Annotated in this window: 21 protein-coding genes; 9 read left to right on the forward strand and 12 right to left on the reverse strand. The window is 73.9% G+C overall.

All coding sequences use genetic code 11. The annotated features are described in order from the left end of the window. Nucleotides 1-169 precede the first annotated feature (169 nt). The 5 genes from ACIBNE_RS32670 to ACIBNE_RS32690 all read left to right on the forward strand — a co-directional run bounded on the left by ACIBNE_RS32670 (nt 170) and on the right by ACIBNE_RS32690 (nt 5,722). A complete protein-coding gene (locus tag ACIBNE_RS32670) occupies nt 170-826 on the forward strand; it encodes a DUF5063 domain-containing protein (RefSeq protein WP_399278041.1) in 657 nt (218 codons plus the stop codon). Between the two features lie 294 nt (nt 827-1,120). Continuing rightward, nucleotides 1,121-2,401, forward strand: coding sequence for an aspartate kinase (locus tag ACIBNE_RS32675; RefSeq protein WP_399278042.1), 1,281 nt, complete (start codon nt 1,121-1,123; stop codon nt 2,399-2,401). Further along, nucleotides 2,398-3,492: an aspartate-semialdehyde dehydrogenase gene (locus ACIBNE_RS32680; protein WP_399278044.1), complete on the forward strand. Its 1,095-nt coding sequence runs from the start codon at nt 2,398-2,400 to the stop codon at nt 3,490-3,492. Before ACIBNE_RS32675 ends, ACIBNE_RS32680 begins: the two co-directional genes overlap by 4 nt. Before the next feature lie 344 nt (nt 3,493-3,836). After that, the gene (locus ACIBNE_RS32685) at nt 3,837-4,421 is read left to right on the forward strand and encodes a SigE family RNA polymerase sigma factor (RefSeq protein WP_399278046.1); all 585 of its coding nucleotides are present in this window, start codon (nt 3,837-3,839) and stop codon (nt 4,419-4,421) included. Between the two features lie 68 nt (nt 4,422-4,489). Continuing rightward, nucleotides 4,490-5,722, forward strand: a complete 1,233-nt coding sequence (locus tag ACIBNE_RS32690) for a hypothetical protein (protein WP_399278048.1) — start codon at nt 4,490-4,492, stop codon at nt 5,720-5,722. A 10-nt stretch (nt 5,723-5,732) separates the two neighbouring features. On the opposite strand, the gene ACIBNE_RS32695 is transcribed toward ACIBNE_RS32690, so the two are convergent. The 7 genes from ACIBNE_RS32695 to ACIBNE_RS32725 all read right to left on the reverse strand — a co-directional run bounded on the left by ACIBNE_RS32695 (nt 5,733) and on the right by ACIBNE_RS32725 (nt 13,398). Beyond that, nucleotides 5,733-6,485, reverse strand: coding sequence for an SURF1 family protein (locus ACIBNE_RS32695; protein ID WP_399278050.1), 753 nt, complete (start codon nt 6,483-6,485; stop codon nt 5,733-5,735). A 116-nt stretch (nt 6,486-6,601) separates the two neighbouring features. After that, nucleotides 6,602-8,425: a prolyl oligopeptidase family serine peptidase gene (locus ACIBNE_RS32700; protein ID WP_399278052.1), complete on the reverse strand. Its 1,824-nt coding sequence runs from the start codon at nt 8,423-8,425 to the stop codon at nt 6,602-6,604. Nucleotides 8,426-8,512: 87 nt separating this feature from the next. Further along, on the reverse strand, nt 8,513-8,827 hold the full coding sequence (locus ACIBNE_RS32705; RefSeq protein WP_399278054.1) for a DUF6191 domain-containing protein: 315 nt from the start codon (nt 8,825-8,827) through the stop codon (nt 8,513-8,515). A gap of 247 nt (nt 8,828-9,074) precedes the next feature. Then, nucleotides 9,075-11,135, reverse strand: coding sequence for an ABC transporter permease (locus ACIBNE_RS32710; protein WP_399278056.1), 2,061 nt, complete (start codon nt 11,133-11,135; stop codon nt 9,075-9,077). Between the two features lie 64 nt (nt 11,136-11,199). Then, nucleotides 11,200-12,012 carry a molybdate ABC transporter substrate-binding protein gene (gene modA / locus ACIBNE_RS32715; protein WP_399278059.1) on the reverse strand — a complete coding sequence of 271 codons (813 nt, stop codon included), beginning with the start codon at nt 12,010-12,012 and terminating at the stop codon, nt 11,200-11,202. Nucleotides 12,013-12,235: 223 nt separating this feature from the next. Further along, entirely contained in the window at nt 12,236-12,631 is a 396-nt protein-coding gene (locus ACIBNE_RS32720; protein ID WP_399278061.1) for a molybdopterin-binding protein, read from the reverse strand. Nucleotides 12,632-12,765: 134 nt separating this feature from the next. Continuing rightward, nucleotides 12,766-13,398 (reverse strand): TetR/AcrR family transcriptional regulator, encoded by a 633-nt coding sequence (locus tag ACIBNE_RS32725; RefSeq protein ID WP_399278063.1) that lies wholly within the window; start codon nt 13,396-13,398, stop codon nt 12,766-12,768. A gap of 100 nt (nt 13,399-13,498) precedes the next feature. Here ACIBNE_RS32725 and ACIBNE_RS32730 point away from each other — a divergent pair, with 100 nt between their 5' ends. Both ACIBNE_RS32730 and ACIBNE_RS32735 read left to right on the forward strand, forming a co-directional pair. Then, the gene (locus ACIBNE_RS32730; RefSeq protein ID WP_399278065.1) at nt 13,499-15,187 is read left to right on the forward strand and encodes a serine hydrolase domain-containing protein; all 1,689 of its coding nucleotides are present in this window, start codon (nt 13,499-13,501) and stop codon (nt 15,185-15,187) included. A gap of 10 nt (nt 15,188-15,197) precedes the next feature. Continuing rightward, complete coding sequence (locus ACIBNE_RS32735) at nt 15,198-15,605, forward strand: MmcQ/YjbR family DNA-binding protein (protein WP_399278067.1); 408 nt, start codon at nt 15,198-15,200, stop codon at nt 15,603-15,605. Nucleotides 15,606-15,781: 176 nt separating this feature from the next. On the opposite strand, the gene ACIBNE_RS32740 is transcribed toward ACIBNE_RS32735, so the two are convergent. Then, nucleotides 15,782-16,834 carry an isopenicillin N synthase family dioxygenase gene (locus ACIBNE_RS32740; RefSeq protein WP_399278069.1) on the reverse strand — a complete coding sequence of 351 codons (1,053 nt, stop codon included), beginning with the start codon at nt 16,832-16,834 and terminating at the stop codon, nt 15,782-15,784. Between the two features lie 160 nt (nt 16,835-16,994). On the opposite strand from ACIBNE_RS32740, the gene ACIBNE_RS32745 reads away from it, so the two are divergent. Further along, nucleotides 16,995-17,972, forward strand: a complete 978-nt coding sequence (locus ACIBNE_RS32745; protein WP_399278071.1) for an Lrp/AsnC family transcriptional regulator — start codon at nt 16,995-16,997, stop codon at nt 17,970-17,972. Between the two features lie 78 nt (nt 17,973-18,050). Here the strand turns inward: ACIBNE_RS32745 and ACIBNE_RS32750 are convergent, their stop codons facing one another. The 3 genes from ACIBNE_RS32750 to ACIBNE_RS32760 form a co-directional block, all read right to left on the reverse strand. Beyond that, nucleotides 18,051-18,797, reverse strand: coding sequence for an ANTAR domain-containing protein (locus ACIBNE_RS32750; RefSeq protein ID WP_399278073.1), 747 nt, complete (start codon nt 18,795-18,797; stop codon nt 18,051-18,053). Between the two features lie 188 nt (nt 18,798-18,985). Continuing rightward, on the reverse strand, nt 18,986-20,050 hold the full coding sequence (locus ACIBNE_RS32755) for a proline racemase family protein (protein WP_399278075.1): 1,065 nt from the start codon (nt 20,048-20,050) through the stop codon (nt 18,986-18,988). 249 nt (nt 20,051-20,299) lie between these two features. Next, entirely contained in the window at nt 20,300-20,989 is a 690-nt protein-coding gene (locus ACIBNE_RS32760; RefSeq protein WP_399278077.1) for a GntR family transcriptional regulator, read from the reverse strand. Between the two features lie 162 nt (nt 20,990-21,151). On the opposite strand from ACIBNE_RS32760, the gene ACIBNE_RS32765 reads away from it, so the two are divergent. Continuing rightward, nucleotides 21,152-22,072, forward strand: a complete 921-nt coding sequence (locus ACIBNE_RS32765; protein ID WP_399278079.1) for an ornithine cyclodeaminase family protein — start codon at nt 21,152-21,154, stop codon at nt 22,070-22,072. Between the two features lie 92 nt (nt 22,073-22,164). Here the strand turns inward: ACIBNE_RS32765 and ACIBNE_RS32770 are convergent, their stop codons facing one another. Then, nucleotides 22,165-23,790, reverse strand: a complete 1,626-nt coding sequence (locus ACIBNE_RS32770; RefSeq protein ID WP_399278081.1) for an alpha/beta hydrolase — start codon at nt 23,788-23,790, stop codon at nt 22,165-22,167. Nucleotides 23,791-24,006 lie beyond the last annotated feature (216 nt).

Below are 24,006 nucleotides of genomic sequence, written 5' to 3' on the forward strand. Positions count from 1 at the left end.
GCGCAGCGTCCCGAAGCCCGCGGAGCGGCGCGAGGGGCGCAGACAGGGGTGCCGCCGACGAGGTCACGCTGGGCCGCGCCTTCGAGGGAAGGCGGCTGCTGGATGTATGACGGTAGGGGCGGTACGGGCGCGGCGCCCGCCGCACCAGGCACACCCGGAGGTCTCCGCCATGTCTGACGCCACGCTGCACTCCGCCACCCAGGACCCGGACGACTTCGCGGTCCAGATCGCGGACCAGATCGAGTCCTTCATCGTCGCGGTGACCGAGGTCGCGAAGGGCGACGAGCCGGACAGCGCGGTGCCGTTCCTGCTCCTTGAGGTCTCCCAGCTGCTGCTGGCCGGCGGGCGGCTGGGCGCGCACGAGGACATCGTGCCCGACGAACGGTACGAGCCCGACCTGGGGCCCGAGCCCGACGTGGACGACCTGCGCGAGCGCTTCGCCCGCATCCTCGACCCGGTGGACGTCTACTCCGAGGTCTTCGATCCGTACGAGCCCCGGAAGGCGGCGGTGGCCTGCCGGATCTCCGACGACCTCGCGGACGTCGTGACGGACCTGCGCCACGGGCTCGCGCACTACCGGGCGGGGCGGACCACCGAGGCGCTGTGGTGGTGGCAGTTCTCGTACTTCTCCAACTGGGGGTCCACCGCGTCGGCGACGCTGCGCGCGCTCCAGTCCCTGGTGGCCCACGTCCGCCTCGACCAGCCGCTCCAGGAGCTGGACGGGCTCGACACGGACGAGGCGCTGGCGGAGGAGGGCCTGGAGGAGGAGGCGGGGCGCGTCATGGCCGAGGAGATCGCCGCCCCCCTGGGCCTCCGCACCCCCTGACCGCGCCCCTGAACCTCCGCACCCCCTGACCGCGCCGCGCGATCCCGCACCCCCTGACCGCGCCCCCGCGCACCCGCGCCCGCGCCCGCTCCCGCCCGTCCCGTGTGACGCAGGACACTTCTGGTGTACCGCGGCGGCGGCCGGGCAGGCACGTGAACGAGCGGCCGGTCCCCCCACACCGTCCCCGACGACCAGCACGTGAGCGGGACATCTCACAGTGCGGTACGACCGGGTCGGATTCCGGCCGCTCGTTAGACTGAGCCGACCGCAGTAGAGACCGAGCGAGGAGCGCACGTGGGCCTTGTCGTGCAGAAGTACGGAGGCTCCTCCGTAGCCGATGCCGAGGGCATCAAGCGGGTCGCCAAGCGAATCGTCGACGCCAAGAAGAACGGCCACCAGGTCGTTGTCGTGGTGTCGGCCATGGGCGACACGACGGACGAGCTGATCGATCTCGCCGAGCAGGTATCCCCGATCCCTGCCGGGCGCGAATTCGACATGCTGCTGACGGCCGGAGAGCGGATCTCCATGGCCCTGCTGGCGATGGCGATCAAAAACCTGGGCCACGAGGCCCAGTCGTTCACGGGCAGCCAGGCCGGCGTCATCACCGACTCGGTCCACAACAAAGCGCGCATCATCGATGTCACGCCGGGCCGCATCCGCACCGCGCTCGACGAGGGCAACATCGCCATCGTCGCGGGCTTCCAGGGCGTGTCCCAGGACAAGAAGGACATCACCACCCTGGGCCGCGGCGGCTCCGACACCACCGCCGTCGCGCTGGCCGCCGCCCTCGACGCCGAGGTCTGCGAGATCTACACGGACGTCGACGGCGTCTTCACCGCCGACCCGCGCGTGGTGAAGAAGGCGAAGAAGATCGACTGGATCTCCTTCGAGGACATGCTGGAGCTGGCCGCGTCCGGCTCCAAGGTGCTGCTCCACCGCTGCGTGGAGTACGCCCGCCGCTACAACATCCCGATCCACGTCCGGTCGTCCTTCTCGGGGCTCCAGGGCACGTGGGTCAGCAACGAACGTCCCTCAGGAAAGGGAGACGCGCAGGTGGAGCACGCCATCATCTCGGGAGTCGCCCACGACGTCTCCGAGGCCAAGGTCACGGTCGTCGGCGTCCCCGACAAGCCGGGCGAGGCCGCCGCGATCTTCCGCGCCATCGCGGACGCGGAGATCAACATCGACATGGTCGTGCAGAACGTGTCCGCCGCCTCCACCGGCCTCACGGACATCTCCTTCACGCTGCCCAAGGCCGAGGGCCGCAGGGCGATCGACGCGCTGGAGAAGACCCGCGAGCGCATCGGCTTCGAGTCGCTGCGCTACGACGACCAGATCGCCAAGATCTCGCTGGTCGGCGCGGGCATGAAGACCAACCCCGGCGTCACCGCGGGCTTCTTCGAGGCGCTCAGCGACGCGGGCGTGAACATCGAGCTGATCTCCACCTCGGAGATCCGGATCTCGGTCGTCACCCGCGCCGACGACGTCAACGAGGCCGTGCGCGCCGTGCACACCGCCTTCGGCCTGGACTCGGACTCCGACGAGGCCGTGGTCTACGGGGGCACCGGAAGGTGAAGCCCAAGCCGACTCTCGCGGTCGTGGGTGCGACCGGGACGGTCGGCTCGATCGTGCTCCAGATCCTGTCGCAGCACGCCGACGTCTGGGGCGAGATACGGCTCCTCGCGTCCGCGCGCACGGCCGGCCGCAAGCTGGCCGTGCGCGGGGCCGAGACCGAGGTGCTGGAGCTCGGCGAGGAGGCGCTGGAGGGCGTCGACGTGGCGCTGTTCACCGTGCCCGCCGAGGTCTGCGCCCGCTGGGCGCCGGTCGCCGTCGCCAAGGGCGCCGCGGTGGTCGACGGCTCGGGCGCCTTCGGGGCCGAGCCCGACGTGCCGCTCGTGGTGCCCGAGCTCAACTCCCACGGCGTCCGGCTCAGGCCGCGCGGCATCGTCGCCTGCCCCTCGCCCGTCACGCTGTCGCTGATCGTCGCGGTGGGCGCGCTGCACGCCGAGTTCGGACTGCGCGAGCTGGTCGTCTCCACCTACCAGGCGGCGAGCGGCGCGGGCCCCGAAGCGGTCGCCGCGCTGCGCGCCCAGCTCGCCGAGGCGGCGACCGGCGGCAAGGAGCTGGGTTCCGCTCCCGGGGACGTGCGCAGGGTGCTGGGGGAGACCACGGGGCCGCTGGCCGCGCCCCTCGCGCTCAACGTCGTCCCGTGGACCGGCGCGACCCCCGGGAGCCCCGACGACCGGTCCGCCGACGGCTGGTCGTCCGACGGCTGGTCCTCCGACGAGCTGCGGATCCGCGGCGAGGTGCGCAAGGTGCTGGACCTGCCGACCGCGCGGATCACGGCGACCTGTGCGTACGTACCCGTGATCACCACCCACTCCGCGTCCGTGCACGCGCGCTTCGAGAACGAGGTCGCGGTGGAGCGGGCGCACGAGATCCTGGCGACCTCGCCCGGCGTGGTGCTCTTCGACGACCCGGCGGCGGGTGACTTCCCGACGCCCGCCGACGTGGTGGGCACCGATCCGACCTGGGTGGGGCGGGTGCGGCGGTCCCCCGACGACCCGCGCGCCCTCGACCTCTTCGTGTGCGGCGACAACCTCCGCAAGGGGGCGGCGCTGAACGCGGCTCAAATCGCGGAGGTCATCGCCGCCGAAGCTTTGTAGGATCTGTGAACGCTCTGTGAGCAGATCGTCGGAAGACGACTTCGCCGGTCCGCTTGAAGTGCGGCGACGCGATGACGGACGATGCGCTACCGCCTTGCTGCAACCGGCAGTTGGGCAGCGGGCGTCTTGAGAGTGTCGTCCCCGGGCGCTACAGCGGCAAAACGGGGCATTGGGGAAAAGCGGGTATGCATGACAGCATTTGACGCACTGTCAAAAGCGGTGCTGTGCGCGTACAACCCTGACAGGGGGGAGCGTGTCCAACTTGCGTGGCAGAGGTTCTCGATTTCACAGTGGTGCGCCCGCTCCGGCGCCCGCCGCGTCCCCGTACGCCGGTCCGCAACGGCATGCCGGTGATCGCCCCCATGCCAGCCGCACGCCCCTCCCGCATCACGGATCTCGCAGACCGCCGCGAGGGCGCTGACGACGCCATGGCCGCGGGCACCACCGTCGATCACCTCACCGAGACCTACCGCACCCACTACCGGTCGCTCCTCGGCCTCGCCGCGCTCCTCCTCGACGACACCGCGTCCTGCGAGGACGTCGTGCAGGAGGCGTTCATCCGCGTGCACTCGGCGCGCAGCCGCGTCCGGGAGCCCGAGAAGACCCTCGCGTACCTCCGCCAGACCGTCGTCAACCTCTCCCGGTCCGCGCTGCGCCGCCGCATCCTCGGACTCAAGCTGCTCTCCAAGCCGATGCCCGACATGGCGAGCGCGGAGGAGGGGGCGTACGACCAGCTGGAGCGGGACGCGCTGATCAAGGCGATGCGGGGACTCCAGCGGCGCCAGCGCGAGGTGCTGGTGCTGCGCTACTTCGCGGACATGACGGAAGCCCAGGTCGCCGAGACCCTGGGCATATCGCTCGGCTCGGTCAAGGCGTACGGGTCGCGCGGCATCGCCGCGCTCCGGGTCGCCATGGAGGCACCGGCATGACCTGGTCGACCGGTGGAGCGGGTGGCAGCAGGAAGCACGGGCCGGACGGGCCGGACGGGAACGGGATTGTGAACAGCGAGCCGGAAGAGAGCGGGCTCGGAGGGCTTTCGGGGCTGGGCGGGCCGATCGGGCCGGCGGCCCCCGCGGCAGCCGACGGCACGGACGGCTCTGGAAGTACGGGCGGCTCCGGCGGTACGGGCGGCTCCGGCGGCCCCGGCAGTACGGGCGGTCCCGGTGGCACGGGCGGTCCGGGCGGGTTCGACGAGCTGGCGCTGCGGCGGCTGATGAAGGGCGCCGTGCAGGACCTGGAGCCCCGGGACGGCACCCTGGCGCACCTGCGCAGCGCGGTCCCCGCGCGCCGCGCGCGCAAGCGGCAGGCCGTGGTGGGCGTGGCCGCCGCCGTGATGCTGATCGGCACGGCGGTGCCCGCCTTCGTGCACGTCGCGAAGTCCGGCGGCGGCTCCGACGAGCGCCCAGCCGTGGCGGGCCACCCCGACGAGCAGGCCCAGGGCGGCAGCGGCCAGGAGACCGGCGTCGAGGACGGCGGCGGCGGCACGCGGCGGCCGACCGACGCGACGAGCCACGGCGGCAGCCCCGACAGCGAGGCGACGCCCTCGCCCGGCGCCGAGCCAGGCAAGAGCACGGGCGGCACGGAGACGGGCGGCTCTGCCACCCCCTCGACCGGCGTGTCCTTCGCGAACTCCCCGTCCTGCGACCCGGGACAGCTCTCCATCACCCGCGCCACGGTCAGCGAGCCGGACCCGTCGGGCAAGGTGTACGGCACCTTCCGCATCGCCAACGCCTCGGGCAGCGACTGCGCGGTCACCGACAGCGGCACGGTCAACTTCCAGGCGATGGGCGCGGCCGACAGCTCCAAGATCGAGGTCGTCGAGCACAAGGCGGGCGACCCGGCGCCGGGCCTGCCCGACCCCTCCCAGGAGGCCGCGGGCCTGGTCCTGAAGCCGGAGGCGGCGTACGAGGTGCGCTTCGCGTGGGTGCCGACGGCGACCTGTCCGACGGTCAAACCCTCGCCCACCCCCACGCCGACGGACGTGGGCACGGGCGAGATCGGCGGAGGCAGCGGCGGAACGACCGGCTCGGCGGGCGAGAGCCCGGGAGACGGCAAGGACAACCAGCCCCAGGCGCAGCTGGTCCGCGACGACCCGGACGCGGGCAGCACCAAGGACGGCACGGTCGCGGTGAAGCACACGCCGGAGCCGGGGGCGCCGACCGCCGAGGCGACGATCCCCAACGCGTGCGCGGGGACGATCTACAAGACGGGCGTCCTGAACGCCTCGTAGGGGCCGCTCGTCAGCTCTCCGCGGGGGCCAGGCCCAGGGCCTCGTCCCTGGCGGCCTCGGCCTCGCGGCGCATCAGCCGCCACCACATGAACAGGACGAACGCGGCGAAGACGAACCACTCGCCGGTGTAGCCCAGGTTCTGGAACGCCTTCAGGTCGAGCCCGCTGCCCTCGGGGGCGGACGCGGGCACGGCGACCAGACCCGCGTCGGCCTCGCCCAGCGTGATCCAGGCGTCGTACACGTCGTACGGGACGAGGTTCACCAGCGTCGCCGCGCTGATCATCCCCAGCTGGCCGCGCGGCAGCCCGCCGCCGGTGTGCACCCCGTCGGTGCCCGCGTTCTCGGACGCCTGGAGCGCGCCCGTGACGGCGACGGGCCCGGTGGGCGGCGCGGGCGCGGCGGCCCCCTTCGGCAGCCAGCCGCGCACGACGGGCAGCGCGTCGCCGCCGTCGGTCCTGAGCAGGGTGAGGACGTACGAGCCGGTCTTCCCGTCGACCTTGCGGTCGGGCACGAGGAACTGCTCCGCGTAGCGGCCGGAGGCCGCGGTCGCCCTGCCCGAGGTCTCCTTGTCGACGGGCAGCAGCTCGGCGAGCGGCTCGGCGGCCGAGGCGACGACGGGACCCGGCTTCGACTCCTTGTGGGAGTCGACGCGGTCCTCGAAGCGGCCGAGCTGCCAGGTGCCCATGAAGACGCAGAAGGGGATGGCGAGGGCGACGAACGCGTTGATCCCCCACCAGCGGGGCGTCAGCAAGAACCGGTACACGCCTCCACGGTACGGGGCGCCGCTCCGCGGACGCGTGGCGGGTGGTCCCGCCCCACAGCGCCCCGCCCCGGGCGCGGGCCCCCGCGGGGCGGGCCCGCGGAGCGGCGCCCCTCCGCTCAGGACAGGTGCTTCGCCGCGAACTCCAGCTCCAGCCGCACCTGCTTGATCCGCTCCTCCACCACCAGCGACCCGTGCCCCGCGTCGTACTGGTACACCTCGTGCACCGCCCCCCGCGCGGCCAGCCGCTCCACGTAGTTCTCGATCTGCCGGATCGGGCACCGGGGGTCGTTGACCCCGGCCGAGACGTAGACGGGCGCCCGCACCGCGTCGACGTACGTGATCGGCGACGAGACCTCGTACCGCTCGGGAACCTCCTCCGGCGTCCCCCCGAGCAGCGTCCGGTCCATCGCCTTCAGCGCCTCCATCTCGTCCTCGTACGCCGTGACGTAGTCCGCGACGGGCACCGCCGCCAGGCCGACCGCCCACGCCTCGGGCTGCGTGCCGAGGCCCAGCAGCGTGAGGTAGCCGCCCCACGACCCGCCCGCGAGCACCAGCCGCGCCGGGTCGGCGAGCCCGGAGGCGACCGCCCACTCCCGCACCGCCGCGATGTCCTCCAGCTCGATCAGCCCGACGCGGTGCTTCAGCGCGTCGGTCCACTCGCGCCCGTACCCGGTCGAGCCGCGGTAGTTGACCCGTACGACCGCGTAGCCGTGGTCCACCCACGCCGCGGGTCCGGCCGCGAACGCGTCGCTGTCGTGCCAGGTCGGGCCGCCGTGGATCTCGAACACGGTCGGGAACGGACCCTCGCCCTCCGCGGGCCGCTGCACCAGCGCGTGGACGCGGCCCCCGGGCCCCTCCACCCACGCGTCCTCCACCGGCACGGACTCCGGCGCCTTCGCGCCGGGCGCGTCCAGCACCACCTCGCCCGTGGTGGACCGCACCACGGGCGGCTTCGCTGCGGACGACCAGAGGTACTCGACGGTGCCGTCGGGCCGCGCGGTCGCGCCGGAGACCGAGCCGACGGGCGTCTCGATGCGGGTCAGTTCGCCGCTCGCCAGCTCGTACCGCCACAGCTCGCCGCGCGCCTCGAAGCTGTGCCCGATGAGCAGCGCGGAGCCGTCCGGGTACCAGTCGGCGCTCACGTCGCCCGGCAGGTCGACCGCCAGGTCCGTCGTCGCGCCCGTCGCGACGTCCCAGAGCATCGGCTCCCACCGGCCGCGCCGCTGGTGGCCGATCAGCAGCCGGGTGTCGCCCGCGACGGGGGCGAAGCCCAGCACCTCCAGGCCCAGCTCCTCGGTGCCGCCCGCGGTGTCGTCCAGCTCGGCGACGACCTCGCCCGCGGGGTCCGGTCCGTCGAGCCGCAGCACGCGCAGCGCGGAGTGCATGGCGTCGCCGTGCTCGGTGTGCTCGACGGCCAGCAGGGTGCCGTCGTGGGAGAGGTCCCCGACGTTCGCGGACTCGCGGTGCCGGTAGACCTCGACGGGCTCGGCGCCCTCGCCCCGTACGACGTGCACGGTCGAGCCGTCCTCGTCCGTGGACCGCCCGACGGCGATCACCGAGCCGTCGCGGGAGAGCGCGAGGCCCGCGGGGTAGGAGGCGTCGAGCCCCGGGACGGCGGGCACGTCGTCCCCGCCGTCGAAGGGCTGGCGCATCCAGACGCCGAACTCGTCGCCGTCGGTGTCGCTGAACCACCACACCCACGCGCCGTCCGGCGACAGCGTGCCGTCCGTCGTCCCGTTGGGCCGGTCCGTGACCTGTCGCCGCGCGCCGGTGGCCCGGTCCCAGGCGTAGAGCTCGTACGTCCCGGTGGCGTTCGAGACGAACAGCGAACGGTCAGGGGCGTCCTCGGCCCACTCGGGGAGCGAGACCCGGGGGGCCCGGAAGCGCTGCTCCCAGGCGGGGGCGTCGGTGTTGCGGGAGGAGACGGTGTCGTCAGTCATGCACCCATTCTGGGGCCCGCCCCCGGCGCCCCGGCGCGCCCGTGGGGCGGGGCGGTCAGGGGGAGGGGTGGTGACGGGGCGGGGCGGTCACGGGGCGGGGCGGCGTATGACCGCGCGGCCGTTCTCCAGGTCGACGGTGCTGTGGTGCGGGGGCGCGCCGTCCTCCTCGTCGTCGCGCAGGAGGAGGGAGCTCTGGCGCTCCTTCAGCTCGTTCTGCTTGCCCGCGGAGAAGGTGGCGTGCAGCTGCTCGAAGCCGGTCGCGGAGACCTGGCCCCGGCTGCCGCTGCCGCGCCACGGCAGGAGGCCGGCGCGGCCCAGGCGGAGGAGGAGCTGGTCCACGAAGGCGATCACGGTCAGGGCGATCACCAGGGTGGGGAGGGTCACGAGGACGGCGAACTCCATGGGGTCCAGTGTGCGGGGTGCGCGGCGCGAGCAACAGGGCGGTGCGCGTCCTTCCGTACGACGGGGCGGGGGGACGGGGCCGTCCCCTCCCGCCTCGTGCGGTTCCCCGCGCCCCTGAAGGGGCCCTGTGCCCAACGGCCCCGTCCGGCACAGGGCCCCGTCAGGGGCGCGGGGGCGCATCGACGCGCGGCTCCGCGGGGGGCGGGCGCGGAAACGGCACCCCGAGGCGCCGTGCCCCCGCCCGCGTCTACGTCCCCACCAGCCGGACCTCCGTGGCCTTCACGCTCGCGTACACCCGCACGCCTTCGCCCAACCCCATCTCCCCGGCCCCCGCGGGCGTCACCTCCGCGACCAGCTCCGGCGCCCCGTCGCAGTCGATCAGCACCCGCAGCCTGCTGCCGAGCGCGGTGATCTCGCGGACCGTACCCGGGTACACGTTGCGCGCGCTCCCCGTCGGCCGCTCACGATGGAGCGACACCGCCTCGGGCCCGATGATCGCCAACGCGGTCCCCGGCGACCCGGCCGAACCCGGCGTCCCCGCAGGGGCCCCCGCCCCCGCCAACGGCTCCGCCCCCGCGCCCGCCAACGGCTCCGCCGCCACGATGCACGCGCCGCCCGGCAGCGCGAGGCCCGTCCGCGTCGCGACGCCCTGCCAGGCGTTGCGGCCCAGCATCCGGGCCACCCACGGAGAACGGGGATGCCGGGCCACCTCCGCGGGCGCCGCGTCCTGCAACGTGCGCCCCTCGTCGAGCACGAGCACCCGATCGGCCAGCGACACCGCCTCCACCGGATCGTGCGTGACGATCAGGCACACCCCGCCGAACCCCGCGAGGTGCCCGCGCAGCGTGTGCCGCACCCGGGCCCGCGTGGTCTGGTCGAGCGCGGCCAGCGGCTCGTCGAGGAGCAGCAGCCTGGGCCGCGCGGCCAGCGCCCGCGCCAGCGCAACCCGCTGCGCCTGCCCGCCGGACAGCTGCGCGGGCCTGCGGTGCGCGAGGTGCCCGACGCCGAGCCGGTCGAGCCAGCGCAGTGCCTCGCGCCTGGCCTCGCGGCGGGGCACGCCGTGCGCGCGGAGCCCGTACGCGGTGTTGCCGAGCGCGCTCAGGTGCGGGAACAGCGCCCCGTCCTGCGGCACCCACGCCACGTCCCTGCGGTGCGGCGGGAGCGCGGTGACATCGGCGTCGCCGAGGCGGAGCCGTGCGTGGGCGCGCGGGGTGAGGCCGAGGAGGGCGCGCAGCAGGGTCGTCTTGCCCGCGCCGTTGGGTCCGACGACGGCGATGGTCGTGCCGGGCTCGGCGGTGAGCGTGAGCCGGGTGAACCCGGTGACGGCCGCGTCCAGGGGCCAGCGCCCGGCCGGTACGTCGTCGCCCACGCCCCCAGGGACGGCGGCGCTCGCCGGTGCGTCGGTCGGCAAGGCGCCCGGTCCCGGTGACGTGCCGGAGAGCGCCGCCCCGGGCTCCTCGTCCGGTACGTCGGGCACGCCCCGCCCCCGACCCACCACGCCCGAGCCCGCGCCCCCGCCCGTCCACCGCCCGCGCAGCGCGACCAGCACCGCCATCGCGATGGCGAGCAGCAGCAGCGACACGGACGTCGCGGCCTCCGGCTCGTCCTGGAGCAGCAGGTACACCTGGAGCGGCAGCGTCTGCGTGGTCCCGGGGAGGTTCCCGGCGAACGTGATCGTCGCCCCGAACTCCCCGAGCGCCCGCGCCCACGTCAGCGCCGCCCCCGCGGCGAGCCCGGGGGCGACCATGGGCAGGGTCACGGTGCGGAAGACCCGTACCGGGGACGCCCCGAGCGACGCGGCGGTCTCCTCGTAGCTGGTCATCAGCCCGGCCAGCGCCCCCTCCAGGCTGATGACCAGGAACGGCATCGCCACGAACGTCGCCGCGACCACCGCGCCCGAGGTGTGGAACGGCAGCGTGACGCCGAACGTCTCCTCCAGCCACGGCCCGAGCAGTCCGCGCCGCCCGAAGCCGAGCAGCAGCGCGACCCCGCCGACGGTCGGCGGCAGCACCATCGGCAGCAGGACGAGCGAGCGGACGACCGCCTTGCCGGGGAAGTCGACGCGGGCCAGCAGCCAGGCCAGCGGCACGCCGAGGACCAGCGAGAGGCCGAGCGACCAGAAGGAGACGACCAGCGAGAGCCGCAGCGCCTCCGTGACGCCCTCCGCGCCCAGGTGCGCGCCGAGCCGCCCCCACTCGGTGCGCACGAGCACCCCGACCAGCGGGATCGTCAGCAGCGCGATCGCGACGAGCGCGGGCACGGCCAGCACGAGGGGCGGGCGGGTGCGGCCGGGGGCGGGGCGTTTCATGTCGGGTCCAGGGGGTCGTACGACGTACCGGTCGAAGGTGCGAGCTCAGGCTCTCGGCGCACCGCTACGGCTGCTGGAAGCCCGCGTCCCGCAGGATCTTCTGCGCCTCGGGCGACGCGAGCCACTTCACGAACGCCTCGGCCGCCGCGCTGTTCCCGGACGTCTTCAGGGTCGCGGCCGGGTAGGAGGCGACGGCGTTCTGCGCGTCCGGGATGTCGACGGCGTCGACCTTGTCGGTGGCCGTCTCGGCGTCGGTCCTGTAGACGAGCCCCGCGTCCGCCTCGCCCAGCTCGACCTTGCTGAGGACGGCCCGCACGTTCGGCTCCTGCGAGACGGGCTTCACGGTGAGCTTCTGCGCGTCCAGGATCTTCTTGCTGTAGCGGCCGACCGGCACCTCGGGCGCGGCGAGCACGACCTTCAGCGCGCTGTCGGTGAGGCCCTTGAGGTCCTTGACCTTCTTCGGGTTGCCCTCGCCGACGGCGATGACCAGCCGGTTCTTGGCGATCACGGTCGGCGTGCCGGTGTCGGACCTCAGCCCGTCCATGGTCTTGGTGTCGGCGGTCACCAGGGCGTCGGCGGGCGCGCCCTGCCTGACCTGGGCGGCGAGCTCCTGGGACCCGGCGAAGGAGAACGTGATCTTCGTGCCGGGGTGCGCCTTCTCGTACGCGGCGCCCGCCGTCTTGAAGACGTCGGTGAGCGAGGCGGCGGCGAGGACGGTCAGCTTCGCGGAGGACGTCGAGTCCTTCTTGCCGTCGCCGCCGCGCCCCTTCTTGCCGTCCTTGTCGTCGCCGCCGCAGGAGGCGAGGAGCGGTACGAGCAGGGCGGCGGTGACGACGGCGGCCGCGGCGCGGCGCCGGGCGAGGGTCTTGTGAGTCATGTGGACGGCACTTCCTGGGAGCGGGCGCCTGCACGGGGCGCGGGGCACGGGGCGCGGGGAGTGGGGAGCGGAGGAGCGGAGGAGCGGGAGCGTGGGGCCGCACCGGGGACGGCCGGTGCGGCGGCTCGGGACGGCGGCTCGGGACGGGCGGCCGGGACGGCGGCCGATCCGGACGGCCGGGGGCGCGGCGGATCCGCGACGGCCGGGGCCGTCGCGGCCGACCTCAGACGCGGTCGATGTGCACGCTGGTGGACTTCACCCGGGCGGTGGCCCGCATGCCCACCTCCAGGCCGAGTTCCTCGACTGCTTCCCTGGTCAGCAGGGACACCAGCCGGTGCGGCCCCGCCTGGATCTCGACCTGGGCGGCCACGTCGCCGAGCTTCACGGCGGTCACGATGCCCGGAAAGGCGTTCCTGGCGGAGGTGTACGAGGGGTCGTCCTCGCTCCCGCCGTTCTGGCCGACCTCGATGGAGAACGCGGCCAGGTCGCGTCCGTCGATCAGTCGGCGGCCGCTCTCGTCGCGGTGGGTCGCGACCCTGCCCGCGTCGGCCCAGCGGCGGGCGGTGTCGGGACTGACGCCGAGCAGCTGCGCGGCCTGACCGATCGTGTAGGACTGCATGTGCGTCAAGATAGGGGAAGGTTCATCGCATTTACAGCCCCTTCAGGGGAACCCACATGGCAGATGCGAACCCCCATGGACGATCCGACGATCCGGTGGTCCGGTGGTCCGGCGGCCCCCGGGGAGCGCGGTCCTCAGCCGTACTGGCGGCAGCGGCCGGGGAACACGGCCCGTACGCGCCCGGTGAGCAGCCCGAGCGCGAGCGCGGCGCGGGACGCGTCGGCGTCCGCGTCCGAGCCGAGCTGCTGCCCCAGCCCCTCGACCAGGCTGTGCAGTTCGAGCGCGGCCAGCTCGGGATCGGTGTCGTCCGGCACCTCCCCGCACTCCTTGCCGTTGCGGACGGCCGTGGCGAGCATCGAGCGGATCAGCCGCCCGGTCTCGGCGTGCGCGTCCGCGAGGCTCGGGTTGTCGACGGTCCGCCCGAGGAACGCCAGGTTCACGCGGTGCGCCGAGCGCCGCCGCTCGTCGACGGGCAGCCACTCGGCCAGGCCCTCGACGACGACGTCGCGGATCGGCAGCCGCTGGCGCGTGGCGCGTTCGCCGAGCGTGGAGACGCGGTCGATGACCTTCCGCACGACGCGTTCGTGGGTGAAGCGCAGCATCTCGTCCTTGGTCGGGAAGTAGTGCTGCACGTGCCCGACGGAGACGCCGGCGGCGGCGGCGGTCCTGGCGACGGTGACCTGGTCGAGCCCCTTCTCGGTGATCAACTCCTGTACGGCGTCGGCGACCTGGACGCGTCTGGCTTGGTGATCGACGACCTTCGGCATGCCGCCAGGGTATCGGCCGCGGGGCCTTGCGGACCGCGTAAACAATATGCTCGTATTGTAAAAACGCGAGGCGCGGGAGAGCGCAGGGGGAGGCGGAGCCATGACGGTGTTCCAACGGCGCGTGCGGACACGGGGGTTACGGCGGTGGCGGGCGGGGGCGGCGCTCGCGGCGCTGCTGCTGGTGACGGGCACGGCGGGCACGGCGGGCACGGCGGGTGCGGCGGGCGCGCGAGGAGAGCCACGCGCGGTCGGCCCCGGCACGGACGGCCCCCGCACCACCGCGCCCCGTACCGCTGAACCCCGTACCGCTGAACCCCGCGCCACCGCGCCCCGTACCGACTGGTCCCGCATCGACGCCTTCGTCCGCGGCCGGCTGGACGCCACCGGCACCCCCGGCGCGGCGCTCGCCGTGATCGAGGGCGGCAGGGTGGTGCACGAGCGGGGCTTCGGCGAGGACGGCCGGGGCCGCCCCGTCACGCCCGGCACCCCGTTCCTGTGGGGCTCGGTGTCCAAACCGGTCACCGGGGTCGCCGTGATGCAGTTGGCGGAGGCGGGCCGGATCGACATCGACGAGCCGGTGCGGACGTACCTGCCCTGGTTCCGGCTCGCGGACGGGGCGGCGTCCGCCCGCATCACGCCCCGCCACCTGCTGACGAACACCAGCGGCATCCCGACGGCGGCCAGCGGCGAGGTCGGCGACCGCTACGACAACGCGCCGTCCGCGCTGACCAGGGCCGTGCGCGCGCTCGCCGACGTCTCCCCGCAGGCGCGGCCCGGGGAGTCGTACGCCTACTCCAGCGCGGGTTACGCGGTGCTGGGCGCCCTGGTCGAGGAGGTGACGGGACAGCCCTTCGGCGCGTACCTGCACGCGAAGGTGCTCGGCCCGCTGGGCATGGAGCACGCGGTCGTCACCGAAGGGGACTTCGCGCGCGAGCGGGTGGCGCCGGGGCACAGGTCGGTGTTCGGCAGGCAGGTGGCGTTCGACGCGCCCTACGACACGTCGGGCGTGCCGTTCGGTCACGTCGGCGGCAGTCTGCGGGACTTGACGCGTTTCGTACGGGCCGAGCTGGGGGGAGGCGCGCTGGAGGGGCGCCGGATCCTTTCGCCCCGTACGACGGCCGACACCCAGTACGGCCACGTCAGGAGCAGCACGGGCCGCTACGGCCTCGGCTGGTCGGTCGGCACGCTCAAGGGCACGGGCGAGCGCACGGTCTGGAAGGACGGCGCGCTGCCCGGGTTCCACGCGATGGTGGTCATGCTGCCGGAGAGCGACCGGGCGGTGGTCGTGCTCCAGAACGCGTACCACCAGCTGCGCGCGCGGGAGTTCGGCGACGCGGCGTTCGGCACGGCGCAGCTCCTGTCGGGCGCACGACCGACCACGACCCCGAGGGACCCCCTGGTCACGGCCCTTCCCTGGACGCTCGGGGCGCTGTCCCTGGTCCTGCTGACCGCGCTGGCGGCCCCGGCGGTACGGCGCCGGGGCCGGGCGCACAGGGCGGCGGTACGGGCCCGCTCCCGCACCCGGACGACGCTGACGACCCTGGCGGCGACCACGGCGTGCCTGGCCCTGGCCGGCACCCTGTGGTGGTTCCCGACGACGATGGACGGCACCCTGCGGATGGCTCTGCTGTGGGCCCCGGACACGGGGTGGGCGGCGGTGACGGCGTTGGCGCTGTCGCTCCTGCTGGCGGCGGAGCGGGTGGCCCTGGGGGTGCGGGACGTACGGGCGGGGAGGCGCCGGGGAAGCGACGGGGAGGCGGGCCCGCGCGAGCCTTCGCCGGTCGCTTAGGGTTCGGTCCATGTCCAGTCCTGGAGACGTGCCGCCGGAGATCCTGAACCGGCTGCGGCCGATCTGCCTGCGGTTGCCCGAGTCGTACGAGGAGCCCGCCTGGATCGGCATGCGCTGGCGGATCCGCAAGCGGACGTTCGCCCACGTCTTCGTGCCGGACGTGGACCGCCACCCGTTGTACGCCTCGCACGCGGCAGCGGGCCGGGAACCGGTCGTGATGACCTTCCGGGTGCCCGCCGACGACCTGCTGGGCCTGACCGCGGGCGGGTACCCGTTCTTCCGGGCCAGTTGGGGCTTCAACGTCGTCGCGGCCGCGCTCGGCGAGGACACGGACTGGACCGAACTCACGGAACTGATCACCGACAGCTACCGGGAAATGGCCCCCAAGTACCTGGCGGCCCAGGCGACCCTCCCGTAGCCGCGCGAGAGCGGGGCAGACGCCGCAGCCGCCCGTGCACCCCGGGGCGGGCGCCCGCCCCGGGGCCCGGGACCCGCGCCCCGGGACCCGGCAGAGCCCGTGCGCCCCGCCGTACGCGAAACGGCACCCCGGGGGACGGCCCCCAGAGAGCGCCCCCGCTCCGCCCCCGCCCCGCCTCACCCCAAGATCGCCCGCATCTTCGCCGCCAGATAGTCCCCCGCCCGAACCCCCGCGTACCGCCGCCGCCCCACGGGCGCCCCCAGCGACTCGACGAGAGTGCCGGGCGCACACCCGTGGAAGTACACCAACGACGTCAGCTCCTCCCGGGCCGCATCGGACGGCGGCGCCAGCACCCGGTGCCGCCCCGACCGCCACCGGTCCCCGCTCCAACGGGCCATGAGGTCGCCGATGTTGAGGGTGACGGCCCCCGGCACGTACGGCGCGTCCCGCCACCCGGCGGCCCCCGCATCGCCCCTGGTCCCGGCCCTGGCCCCGGCCGTGCCTCCGGCCCCCGCCCCGGCCGTGCCTCCGGCCCCCGCCCCGGCCCCGGTCCCGGCCCCGGCCCCGGCCCCCGTCCCCTCCTCCTCGTAGACCTGGAGCCCGCCCCTCCCCGGCTCCCGGTCCAAGAGCGTGATGAGGCCGAAGTCCGTGTGCGGCCCGACCCGGAACTGGCCGGGCAGAGCGGGCCCCGTCTCGGCGGCGGCCGGGTACCAGTTGACGGTGAAGTCCCAGTGGGGGCGGTCCGTGTGGCGGGTGAAGAAGTCGCCGGGCAGGTGCAGGGCCGTGGCCATCACCCGCAGGAGCGTGTCGGCCAGCGCGTGCATCCGCCCGGTGTACTCGGTGACCAGCGGAAGCAGCTCCGGCACCTCGTCGGGCCAGCGCCCAGGCAGCCGTACGCCCCCGGCCGCGCACGACCACACCTCCAACAGGTCCGGCGGCGTGAGGGTCCCCTCCGACCTGGCGGTCACCACCTGATCCCGGCCGATCCAGCCGCGCCGCTCGGGCAGTTGGGCGTACCGCGCCTTGACCTCGGCCGGGAGGTGGAAGAACTCGCGCGCCGCGGCCCGGACCCGGGCGGGCAGGCCGGGATCGATGCCGTGCCCGGTCACGAGGAGGAACCCGGTCGACCGGAGCGCGCGGTCGACGTGCCCGGCGAGCCGCTCCCGGGCGGCGCCGTCGTCCGGCGACCAGTCGGAGAGGTCGACGAGGGGGATGTGTGCGGTGGTCATGAGGTCCTGCCTTCCACGGAACGAAAGTGCGTCGGGCGCGCAACCACAGGAAGCCCGAGGGGCGTTGAGGGCCGCACCGCCACCATCGGGGCGAGGCGCCGCGCGCCCCGGGCCGTACCCTCGACTACGGCAGAATCAGTCGTGGAGACAGGAGTACGCGGTGGATTCCCGCCTCCTGGACGAGCTGGACCAACTGCTGCTGCGAGCGCTCCAACTGGACGGCAGGGCCCCCTTCAGCCGCATCGCGCGCGACCTGGAGGTCTCCGAGCGGACCGTCGCCCGCCGCTTCCAGCGGCTGCGCGAGCTGGGCCTGCGGGTGGTCGGCCAGCCGGTCGCGGCCCGGCTCGGCCTGGCCCGCTGGCTGCTGCGGCTGCACTGCACGCCGGACGCGGCGGGCACCATCGCCGACGCGCTCGCCCGCCGCCCGGACACCTACTGGGTCACGCTGGCATCGGGCGGCACGGAGGTGTACTGCGCGCTGAACGTCCGCTCCTCCGCGCAGCGCGACGCCCTGCTGCTCCAGAAGCTGCCCCGCACCCCGCAGGTCCTCTCGGTGAGCGCGCACTGCATGCTGCACACGTTCATCGGGGCGACGAGCACCTGGCACGCGACGCGCCACGGCCGGGTCCGCACGGCCCAGGCGCCCCCCGACCCGTACGCGGTGGATTCCGGCACCCCCGCCCCGCCGCCCCTTCCCCTGGACGCCACGGACCGCACCCTCTTCGCCGAGCTGGCCCGCGACGGCCGGGCCTCCCTGCCCGAACTGGCCGCGGCGGCCGACCGCTCCCCGTCCAGCGTCCAGCGCCACCTGGACCGGCTGCGCGACGAGGGCGCCCTGAGCCTCGCCGTGGACTTCGACCCCCGCCACCTCGGGCACCACATGCCCACCCGCATCTGGCTGAACGTCGCCCCGGCCCACCTGCGCACGGTCGGCGAAGCCCTGGCGACCCACCCGCAGATCGCCTTCGCCGCCGCGGTCACGGGCGACGCGAACCTGGTGGCGAACGGCGTCTTCCGCGACCCGGCGGACCTCTACGCGTACGTGGACCGCCGCATCGGCCGGCTCCCGGGAATCCAGAGCATCCGGACGGCCCCGACGCTGCGGGAGGTGAAGCGCGTCGCGCCCCCGGTGCCGTAACCGACCCCCCGGTGCCGTAACCGACCCCCTGGCGCCGTAACCGACCCCCTGGCGCCGTGACCGCCGTGCCGCGCGGCCCTATCGGGAACGGTCCCTGGGGAAGGGCCCGGTGCCGGGCGGGCTGTGCACGATCACGTGCGCGAGCTCGACGAGCTTCATCCGGTTGCTGCGGGCGTGGCGGCGCAGCAGGTCGAAGGCGTCGGTGACGCTGCATTCGAGGCGCTCCGAGAGGATGCCCTTGGCCTGCTCGATCAGTACGCGGCTGTCGAGCGCGGTCCGTAGCTGGCGCTCGCGCTCCTGGGAGGCGCGCAGGGAGTCCTGGTGGAGCAGGCAGATCGCGGTGGCCGTGGCGAGCAACTGCCCTTCGCGCACGTCGGCGGGGAGCAGGGCGCCGTGCCGGTGGTAGAGGTTGAGGGAGCCCCACACCCGCTGGTCGTGGCGGATGGGCAGCGCGGTGACCGCGGCGAAACCGGCCTTGAGGGCGCTCGGGGTGAAGCGGGGCCAGCGGACGCGGCTGTGCGGGTGGGTGATGGGAACGTCCGTCAGCGGCTTGCTGATCAGACGGCTGTCCAGGCACGGGCCCTCCCGCAACTCGTCCTGCAACCGCTCCAATTGGTGGGCGGCCGTGCTGGACGCCGCAGTGCGCAGGAGGTGCCCGTCGTGGTCGGCGAGGCTGCAACTGGCCGCGTCGACGCCCGGCAGGCGCGCGGCGAGCTGGGTGAGCCGCTGAAGCACCCGGGCCCCGTCCTCGTCGCGCAGGGAGGCGTCGACGAGGTCGAGCAGGGCGGGAGCTGCCGGTTGCTCGTGCGGGAGGGGAGGTGTCATCTGCGGGCCCCGGAGCTTCGGAGGGAGAGTGGACGGAGTTACGGCACACTCAGAGCCAAGCACATAGTGCGAACCCCCGACTACTGGGCGTGAGGCATTCGCTGACGCGGTACGGAGGTCTTCGGCACCGTCGCCGCGTCACCGCAGTGCGAATCCCCCCGCGTCACCGCAGGACGAACTCCGCCGCGTCACCGCAGGACGAACCCCGTGCCGAGGTCGTCCGCCGGGTCGAGCGCGAAGCGGTGCTCGCCGGTGCGGTACGCGGTGCCCGTGACCTCCGGGACGACGGCCGGGTGCCCGTCCGAGGTCAGCTCCTCGACGACGCGCGCGGTGAAGCGGCTGCCGACGATCGAGTCGTGCACCAGGGTCCGGCCCGGCTTGAGCAGGCCGTTCGCCGCCAGCACGGCGATGCGGGAGCAGGTGCCCGAGCCGCACGGGGAGCGGTCCACCTGACCGTCGGCGAAGACGGTGACGTTGCGCTGGTGGGGGTTGCCGTCCGGATCGGCGCCGAGGTCGTCGTGGAGGATGGTGCCGTAGATGCCGCTGAGGCGGTCGTCGCTGGGATGGCGGGCGTACTCGGTGTCGTTGAGGGCCCACTTGACCTCGCGGCCGATGGCGATGAGGTCGTTGTAGTGCGCGGGCGTCACGGCCAGCCCGACGGAGGCCGCGTCGAGGTGCGCGTAGATGGCACCGCCGTAGGCGATGTCGACGAGGACGTCGCCGCGCGAGGTGGCGAGGGGGACCCGTTCGGCGATCAGGTAACTGGGGACGTTGACGAAGTCGATCCCCGTGATCCGACCTTCCCCGCCCTCCCCGGCTGCTCCGTCCCTGTCGCCGCCCTCGGTCCGCACGCGCAGGGTGACCCGGCCGGAGGGGACGTCGATGACGACGGTGGTGGTGCCGGAGGGGTCGCGCGCCACGCGCCCGCTCTGCACGGCCCACGCCGCGAGCGCGATCGAGCCGTGGCCGCAGGCGGTGGAGAAGCCGTCCTTGTGCCAGAACAGCACGCCGAAGTGGGCGCCCTCGTCGTCGGGCGGGGTGATGAACCCGCCGTACATGTCGGCGTGTCCGCGCGGCTCCGAGCACAACAGCCTGCGCAGACCGTCCACTTCGGGATCGGCGATGGCGAAGGTGCGCCGCTCGGCGACCGTGGCGCCGTCGATGGCGACGGGCGGTTCGGGGACGATCCGGAAGGGCTCGCCGCCGGTGTGGTAGTCGACGGTGCTGATCTCCGTCTGCTGCTGCCTGGCCATGGTCGTCTCCTCGTGCGGGGGTGTGCCACGGGTCGCTGCTCGGTCACCGGCGCTGCGGAGCCGCACTGCCCGGCCGGTCAGGTGTAATACATTACCCAACACTCGTCAACGAGGCAGTGGGGGAGTGAAGTTGTGCCGGTACGGTGCGGAAGAGCCGTTTTCGTACGGGCGACGGTCCCGTCGTCACCCCGAGGCCCAGCCGGAGGAGCTACCGCCCCCAGCCCCGTGCCCCCCGCCCCCCGCCCCGCCTCACGCGGTCTCCGAGCGCCCCGCCCAAATGCCCCGGCTGTGCGCGAGGTGGCTGCGCATCAGCTCGACCGCGCGTTCGCCGTCCCCCGCCTCGATCGCGTCCACCAGCGTGATGTGCTCCTCGCCCGACTGCGTCAACCGGCCCTGGTCCGCGAGCTTCTGCAGCCCCTGCATGCGGGCCTGGTCGCGGAGTTGGGCGACCATCGCGACCAGCCGGCCGTTGCCCAGCAGCTCCAGCAGGCCGAGGTGGAACTGCCGGTCCTTGTCGAGGAACGCGACCAGATCGCCCTCCCGCGCCGCCTCGGTGATCTCCTCGGCCAGCCGCCGGAACTGCGGCACGGGCGCCCCGGCCAGGACCTCGACGACGTCCGCCATCGCCGGTGCCTCCAACAGCGTACGGATGCGGAAGATCTCGTCCAGGTCGTGCTCGCCGAGCACCGGCACCCGGAAGCCGCGGTTGCGGATCACCTCCACCATGCCCTGGTTGGCCAGGTCCATCACCGCCTCGCGCACCGGGGTGATGGACACCCCGAGCTCCTCGGCGACGCTGATGACGCTGAGCACCTCGCCGGGCTCGATCTGCCCGAGGACGATCCGGGTGCGCACCGCCTCGCGCGCCTGCTCGCGCAGGCTGACCGACCTCAGGCGGGTGGTGGGCGTACGGGCTGCGGCGGAGCGGGAAGCGGTCACGCCTCATACATAACACGGCACCGCGAACCCCCACCCCGCCCCGCTCGATGAGGTGTAATACCTCACGAGGGGCCCCGCTTTCCCCACGCGCTCCCCGCGCACCCGGGGAAGGCCCCCGCCCCCGACGCCCCCACCCCCGATGCCCCACGATGCGGAGCTCCCATGCAGACCGTCACCGTCGACGCCCGCCAGATCCGCGAGGCCGTCACCATGCGCGAGGCCATCGACGCGGTACGCGGCGGCTTCGTCGACCTGGCCGCCGGCGAGTTCGAGATGCCCACCCGTACCGTGCTGCGCGACGGCCGGTTCCTGGTGATGTCCGCGCACCACCGCGCCACCGCCTCCGCCGCGATCAAGACGGTGAGCCTGAACTTCGACCGCGTGCCCGCCATCGCCGGAACCGTGGTGTGGACGGAGATGGGCCGCGCCGACACCCTCGTCGCCGACGCGGCCACCGTCACCAGCCTGCGCACCGGCGCCGCCGTCGGCGTCGCCACCGACCTGCTCGCCCCCGCGGGCGCGGGCCGCCTGACGCTCATCGGGGCGGGCGGCCAGGCCCTCGACCAGGTGCGAGCCGTCCACGCCGTACGCCCCCTGCGCGAACTGACCGTGGTCACCACCGCCCCGCCCCGCGCCGAAGCACTGGCCGAACACCTGGCCCCCGAACTGCCCGGCGTGCGCATCCGCACGACGACCGACGCCGGGTCCGCGGTGGGCGACGCCGAGATCGTCTGCTGCGCCACCAACGCGACCAGCCCGCTCTTCCCCGAACGCGCCCTGCCCGCCCGGGTCCACGTCAACGCCATCGGCGCCTTCCGCCCCACGATGCGCGAACTCCCCGACGAACTCCTCGCGGACAGCGCGGTGGTCATCGACGAGCGCGAGGCGATCCTCGAAGAGTCGGGCGAGATCCTCCACGCGCTCGGCACGGGCGCCATCACCGAGTCCGACCTCACGGAACTGGGCAGCGCCCTGACGGCCCCCAACCCCCCGCGCGCCGAACGAACGGTCTTCAAGACGGTGGGAATCGCGATGCAGGACTGGGCGGTCACCCGCCTCCTGGCGGAGAAGTTCCTGCCCTGACCGGCCCCGAGGGCACGTAAAGCACGGTTCGCCGTTGCCGTTGCCGGACCCGTCGTAGGACTGTACGAGTTCGACCGCCTTGGCGGCACGCGTCACTTCCGGGCGCGGACGCCGCCCGGCGCCGGTTCCCGGGCCCCCTCGCGCGTCCGGCAGGTCAGGTCCTCGGCCGGGAGCCTGCCTGTGGTCAGGTAGGCCGTGGTGCTCTCGTCCGCGCAGGACCCGAAGGGGTAGACGCCGTGGCCCTCCCCTCCGGCGACGGTGATCATCCGGGAGCCGCGCAGGGCCCGGTGCATGGCCCGGCCGGAGGCCAGCGGAGTCTGGGGGTCCCACTCGTTCTGCACGATCAGCGATCCGACCCCGTTGTCCACCTTCGTCGTGGGCTCACTGCCCGGCTCCCAGAAGGCGCACGGTGTGATGGTGGATGCGAAGTCGCCGTACAGCGGATACCGCGCCTTGTCGCGGATCGCGTCGCGGCGGTACCGCTCGGGGTCGTGCGGCCACGTGCGGGTGTCGGCGCACAGGACGGTCCAGGCGCTCGCGTCGGCGTTGTCCGGGGGCACGGGCTGTCGGGGAACGGCCTGCTCAGGAGTGCCGGACGGGCTCAGTCCAGTGCCGGACGAGCCGGGCTCGGCGCCGGACGGGCCCGGTCCAGTGCCGGACGGGCTCGGCTCGGTGCCGGACTGGCCCGGTCCCCGGCCCTCGGCGGCCGTCCTCAGCCCGGCGACCCATTCGGCGGCCGCCCGAACGCGGAAGAACGTGCCGCGCTGGGCGCGGATCCCGTCGCCGGTGAGGGGCCCATCGCCGGAGTCGATGGGCTTCCGGTCGGCCCGAGCGACCAGGCGCCAGAAGGTCTCGCGGACCTCGGCCGGGGTGCTGCCCAGCTCGTACGTCGTGTGCCGACGGGCGGTCCACCGGCTCCACCGCGTGAAGGCGGGCTCGGTCCCCTCCGCCATCGCCTGGAGCGTGCCGCGCCCGTACCGCACCGGATCGGTCGCGCTGTCCAGCACGAACCGGTCCGCCCGCTGCGGGAACATCTGCATGTATACGGCACCTAGGTAGGTGCCGTACGAGTACCCCACGTAGGAGATCTTCCGCTCTCCCAGCACGGCCCGGACGACGTCCATGTCGCGGGCGGTGTTGCGGGTGGTGAGGTGCCGCAGCCGGTCGCCCTCCTCGGCCCGGCACTTCTCGGCCACCGTACGCGCCCACTCCACGTCCTTCGCGAAGGTCCCGGCCCTGTACGGGCGATCGGTGATCCTTTCTTCGGCGGTCAGGCCGCAGCCGACGGGGGAGCTCCGCCCGACGCCCCTCGGGTCGAACCCGATGAGGTCGTACTGCCTCCTCACCTCCTCGGGGAGGTCCGCGCCCACCTCGACGGGCATGTGCAGGCCCGGTCCGCCGGGGCCGCCGGGGTTGAACAGCAGAACGCCCCGCCGCTCCTTCGTACTGCCCGCTTTCAACCGGGACACCTCGATCTCCAACTTCTCACCGTCGGGATCGCGGTAATCCAGGGGCACTTCGAGAGTCGCGCACTGAAAGGCGGCGGGACTCCGCGCGCCGCACCGCTGCCACTGGGGCTTCTGCTGCGTGTACTGCCGAAGGGGATTCTCGGCCGTGGATGCCGCAACCTTGGACGCCCCGGCCGCGGAAAAGGTCGCTGCGGGTGTCAGCGTCAAAACGAAATTCGCCGCGATGCCGACGGCCACGAGAGACGCCATTCGTGTTTTTCGCACCGTAGTCCTCGTCCTCACTTTCCGGTGGACTGCTCGTGGCCGCACTGCCGGTGCCACCACGACCGGGAGCGCCGACACCGCCACGGCCAGGCCGTTCTTGCCCGTACGGTGCGGTGGCACCCCTGTTCCTCGTTCCTCGCGTTGTCCGTCAGCCGACCTCCGGCCGACCGCTCGGGGCACGATCCTGGCTTCCGGGCGGCC

It is taken from the genome of Streptomyces sp. NPDC050504, assembly GCF_044458065.1.
GTDB lineage: Bacteria > Actinomycetota > Actinomycetes > Streptomycetales > Streptomycetaceae > Streptomyces.

Bases quoted from the DNA above. Each gene is read 5' to 3' on its own strand.
- ACIBNE_RS32685 (WP_399278046.1), top strand. From the start codon at position 3,837: ATGCCGGTGATCGCCCCCATGCCAGCCGCACGCCCCTCCCGCATCACG.
- ACIBNE_RS32765 (WP_399278079.1), top strand. From the start codon at position 21,152: ATGCAGACCGTCACCGTCGACGCCCGCCAGATCCGCGAGGCCGTCACC.
- modA (WP_399278059.1), bottom strand. From the start codon at position 12,012: ATGACTCACAAGACCCTCGCCCGGCGCCGCGCCGCGGCCGCCGTCGTC.
- ACIBNE_RS32770 (WP_399278081.1), bottom strand. From the start codon at position 23,790: ATGGCGTCTCTCGTGGCCGTCGGCATCGCGGCGAATTTCGTTTTGACG.
- ACIBNE_RS32740 (WP_399278069.1), bottom strand. From the start codon at position 16,834: ATGACCACCGCACACATCCCCCTCGTCGACCTCTCCGACTGGTCGCCG.
- ACIBNE_RS32730 (WP_399278065.1), top strand. From the start codon at position 13,499: ATGACGGTGTTCCAACGGCGCGTGCGGACACGGGGGTTACGGCGGTGG.
- ACIBNE_RS32750 (WP_399278073.1), bottom strand. From the start codon at position 18,797: ATGACACCTCCCCTCCCGCACGAGCAACCGGCAGCTCCCGCCCTGCTC.
- ACIBNE_RS32710 (WP_399278056.1), bottom strand. From the start codon at position 11,135: ATGAAACGCCCCGCCCCCGGCCGCACCCGCCCGCCCCTCGTGCTGGCC.
- ACIBNE_RS32700 (WP_399278052.1), bottom strand. From the start codon at position 8,425: ATGACTGACGACACCGTCTCCTCCCGCAACACCGACGCCCCCGCCTGG.
- ACIBNE_RS32705 (WP_399278054.1), bottom strand. From the start codon at position 8,827: ATGGAGTTCGCCGTCCTCGTGACCCTCCCCACCCTGGTGATCGCCCTG.
- ACIBNE_RS32755 (WP_399278075.1), bottom strand. From the start codon at position 20,050: ATGGCCAGGCAGCAGCAGACGGAGATCAGCACCGTCGACTACCACACC.
- ACIBNE_RS32670 (WP_399278041.1), top strand. From the start codon at position 170: ATGTCTGACGCCACGCTGCACTCCGCCACCCAGGACCCGGACGACTTC.
- ACIBNE_RS32725 (WP_399278063.1), bottom strand. From the start codon at position 13,398: ATGCCGAAGGTCGTCGATCACCAAGCCAGACGCGTCCAGGTCGCCGAC.
- ACIBNE_RS32735 (WP_399278067.1), top strand. From the start codon at position 15,198: ATGTCCAGTCCTGGAGACGTGCCGCCGGAGATCCTGAACCGGCTGCGG.
- ACIBNE_RS32720 (WP_399278061.1), bottom strand. From the start codon at position 12,631: ATGCAGTCCTACACGATCGGTCAGGCCGCGCAGCTGCTCGGCGTCAGT.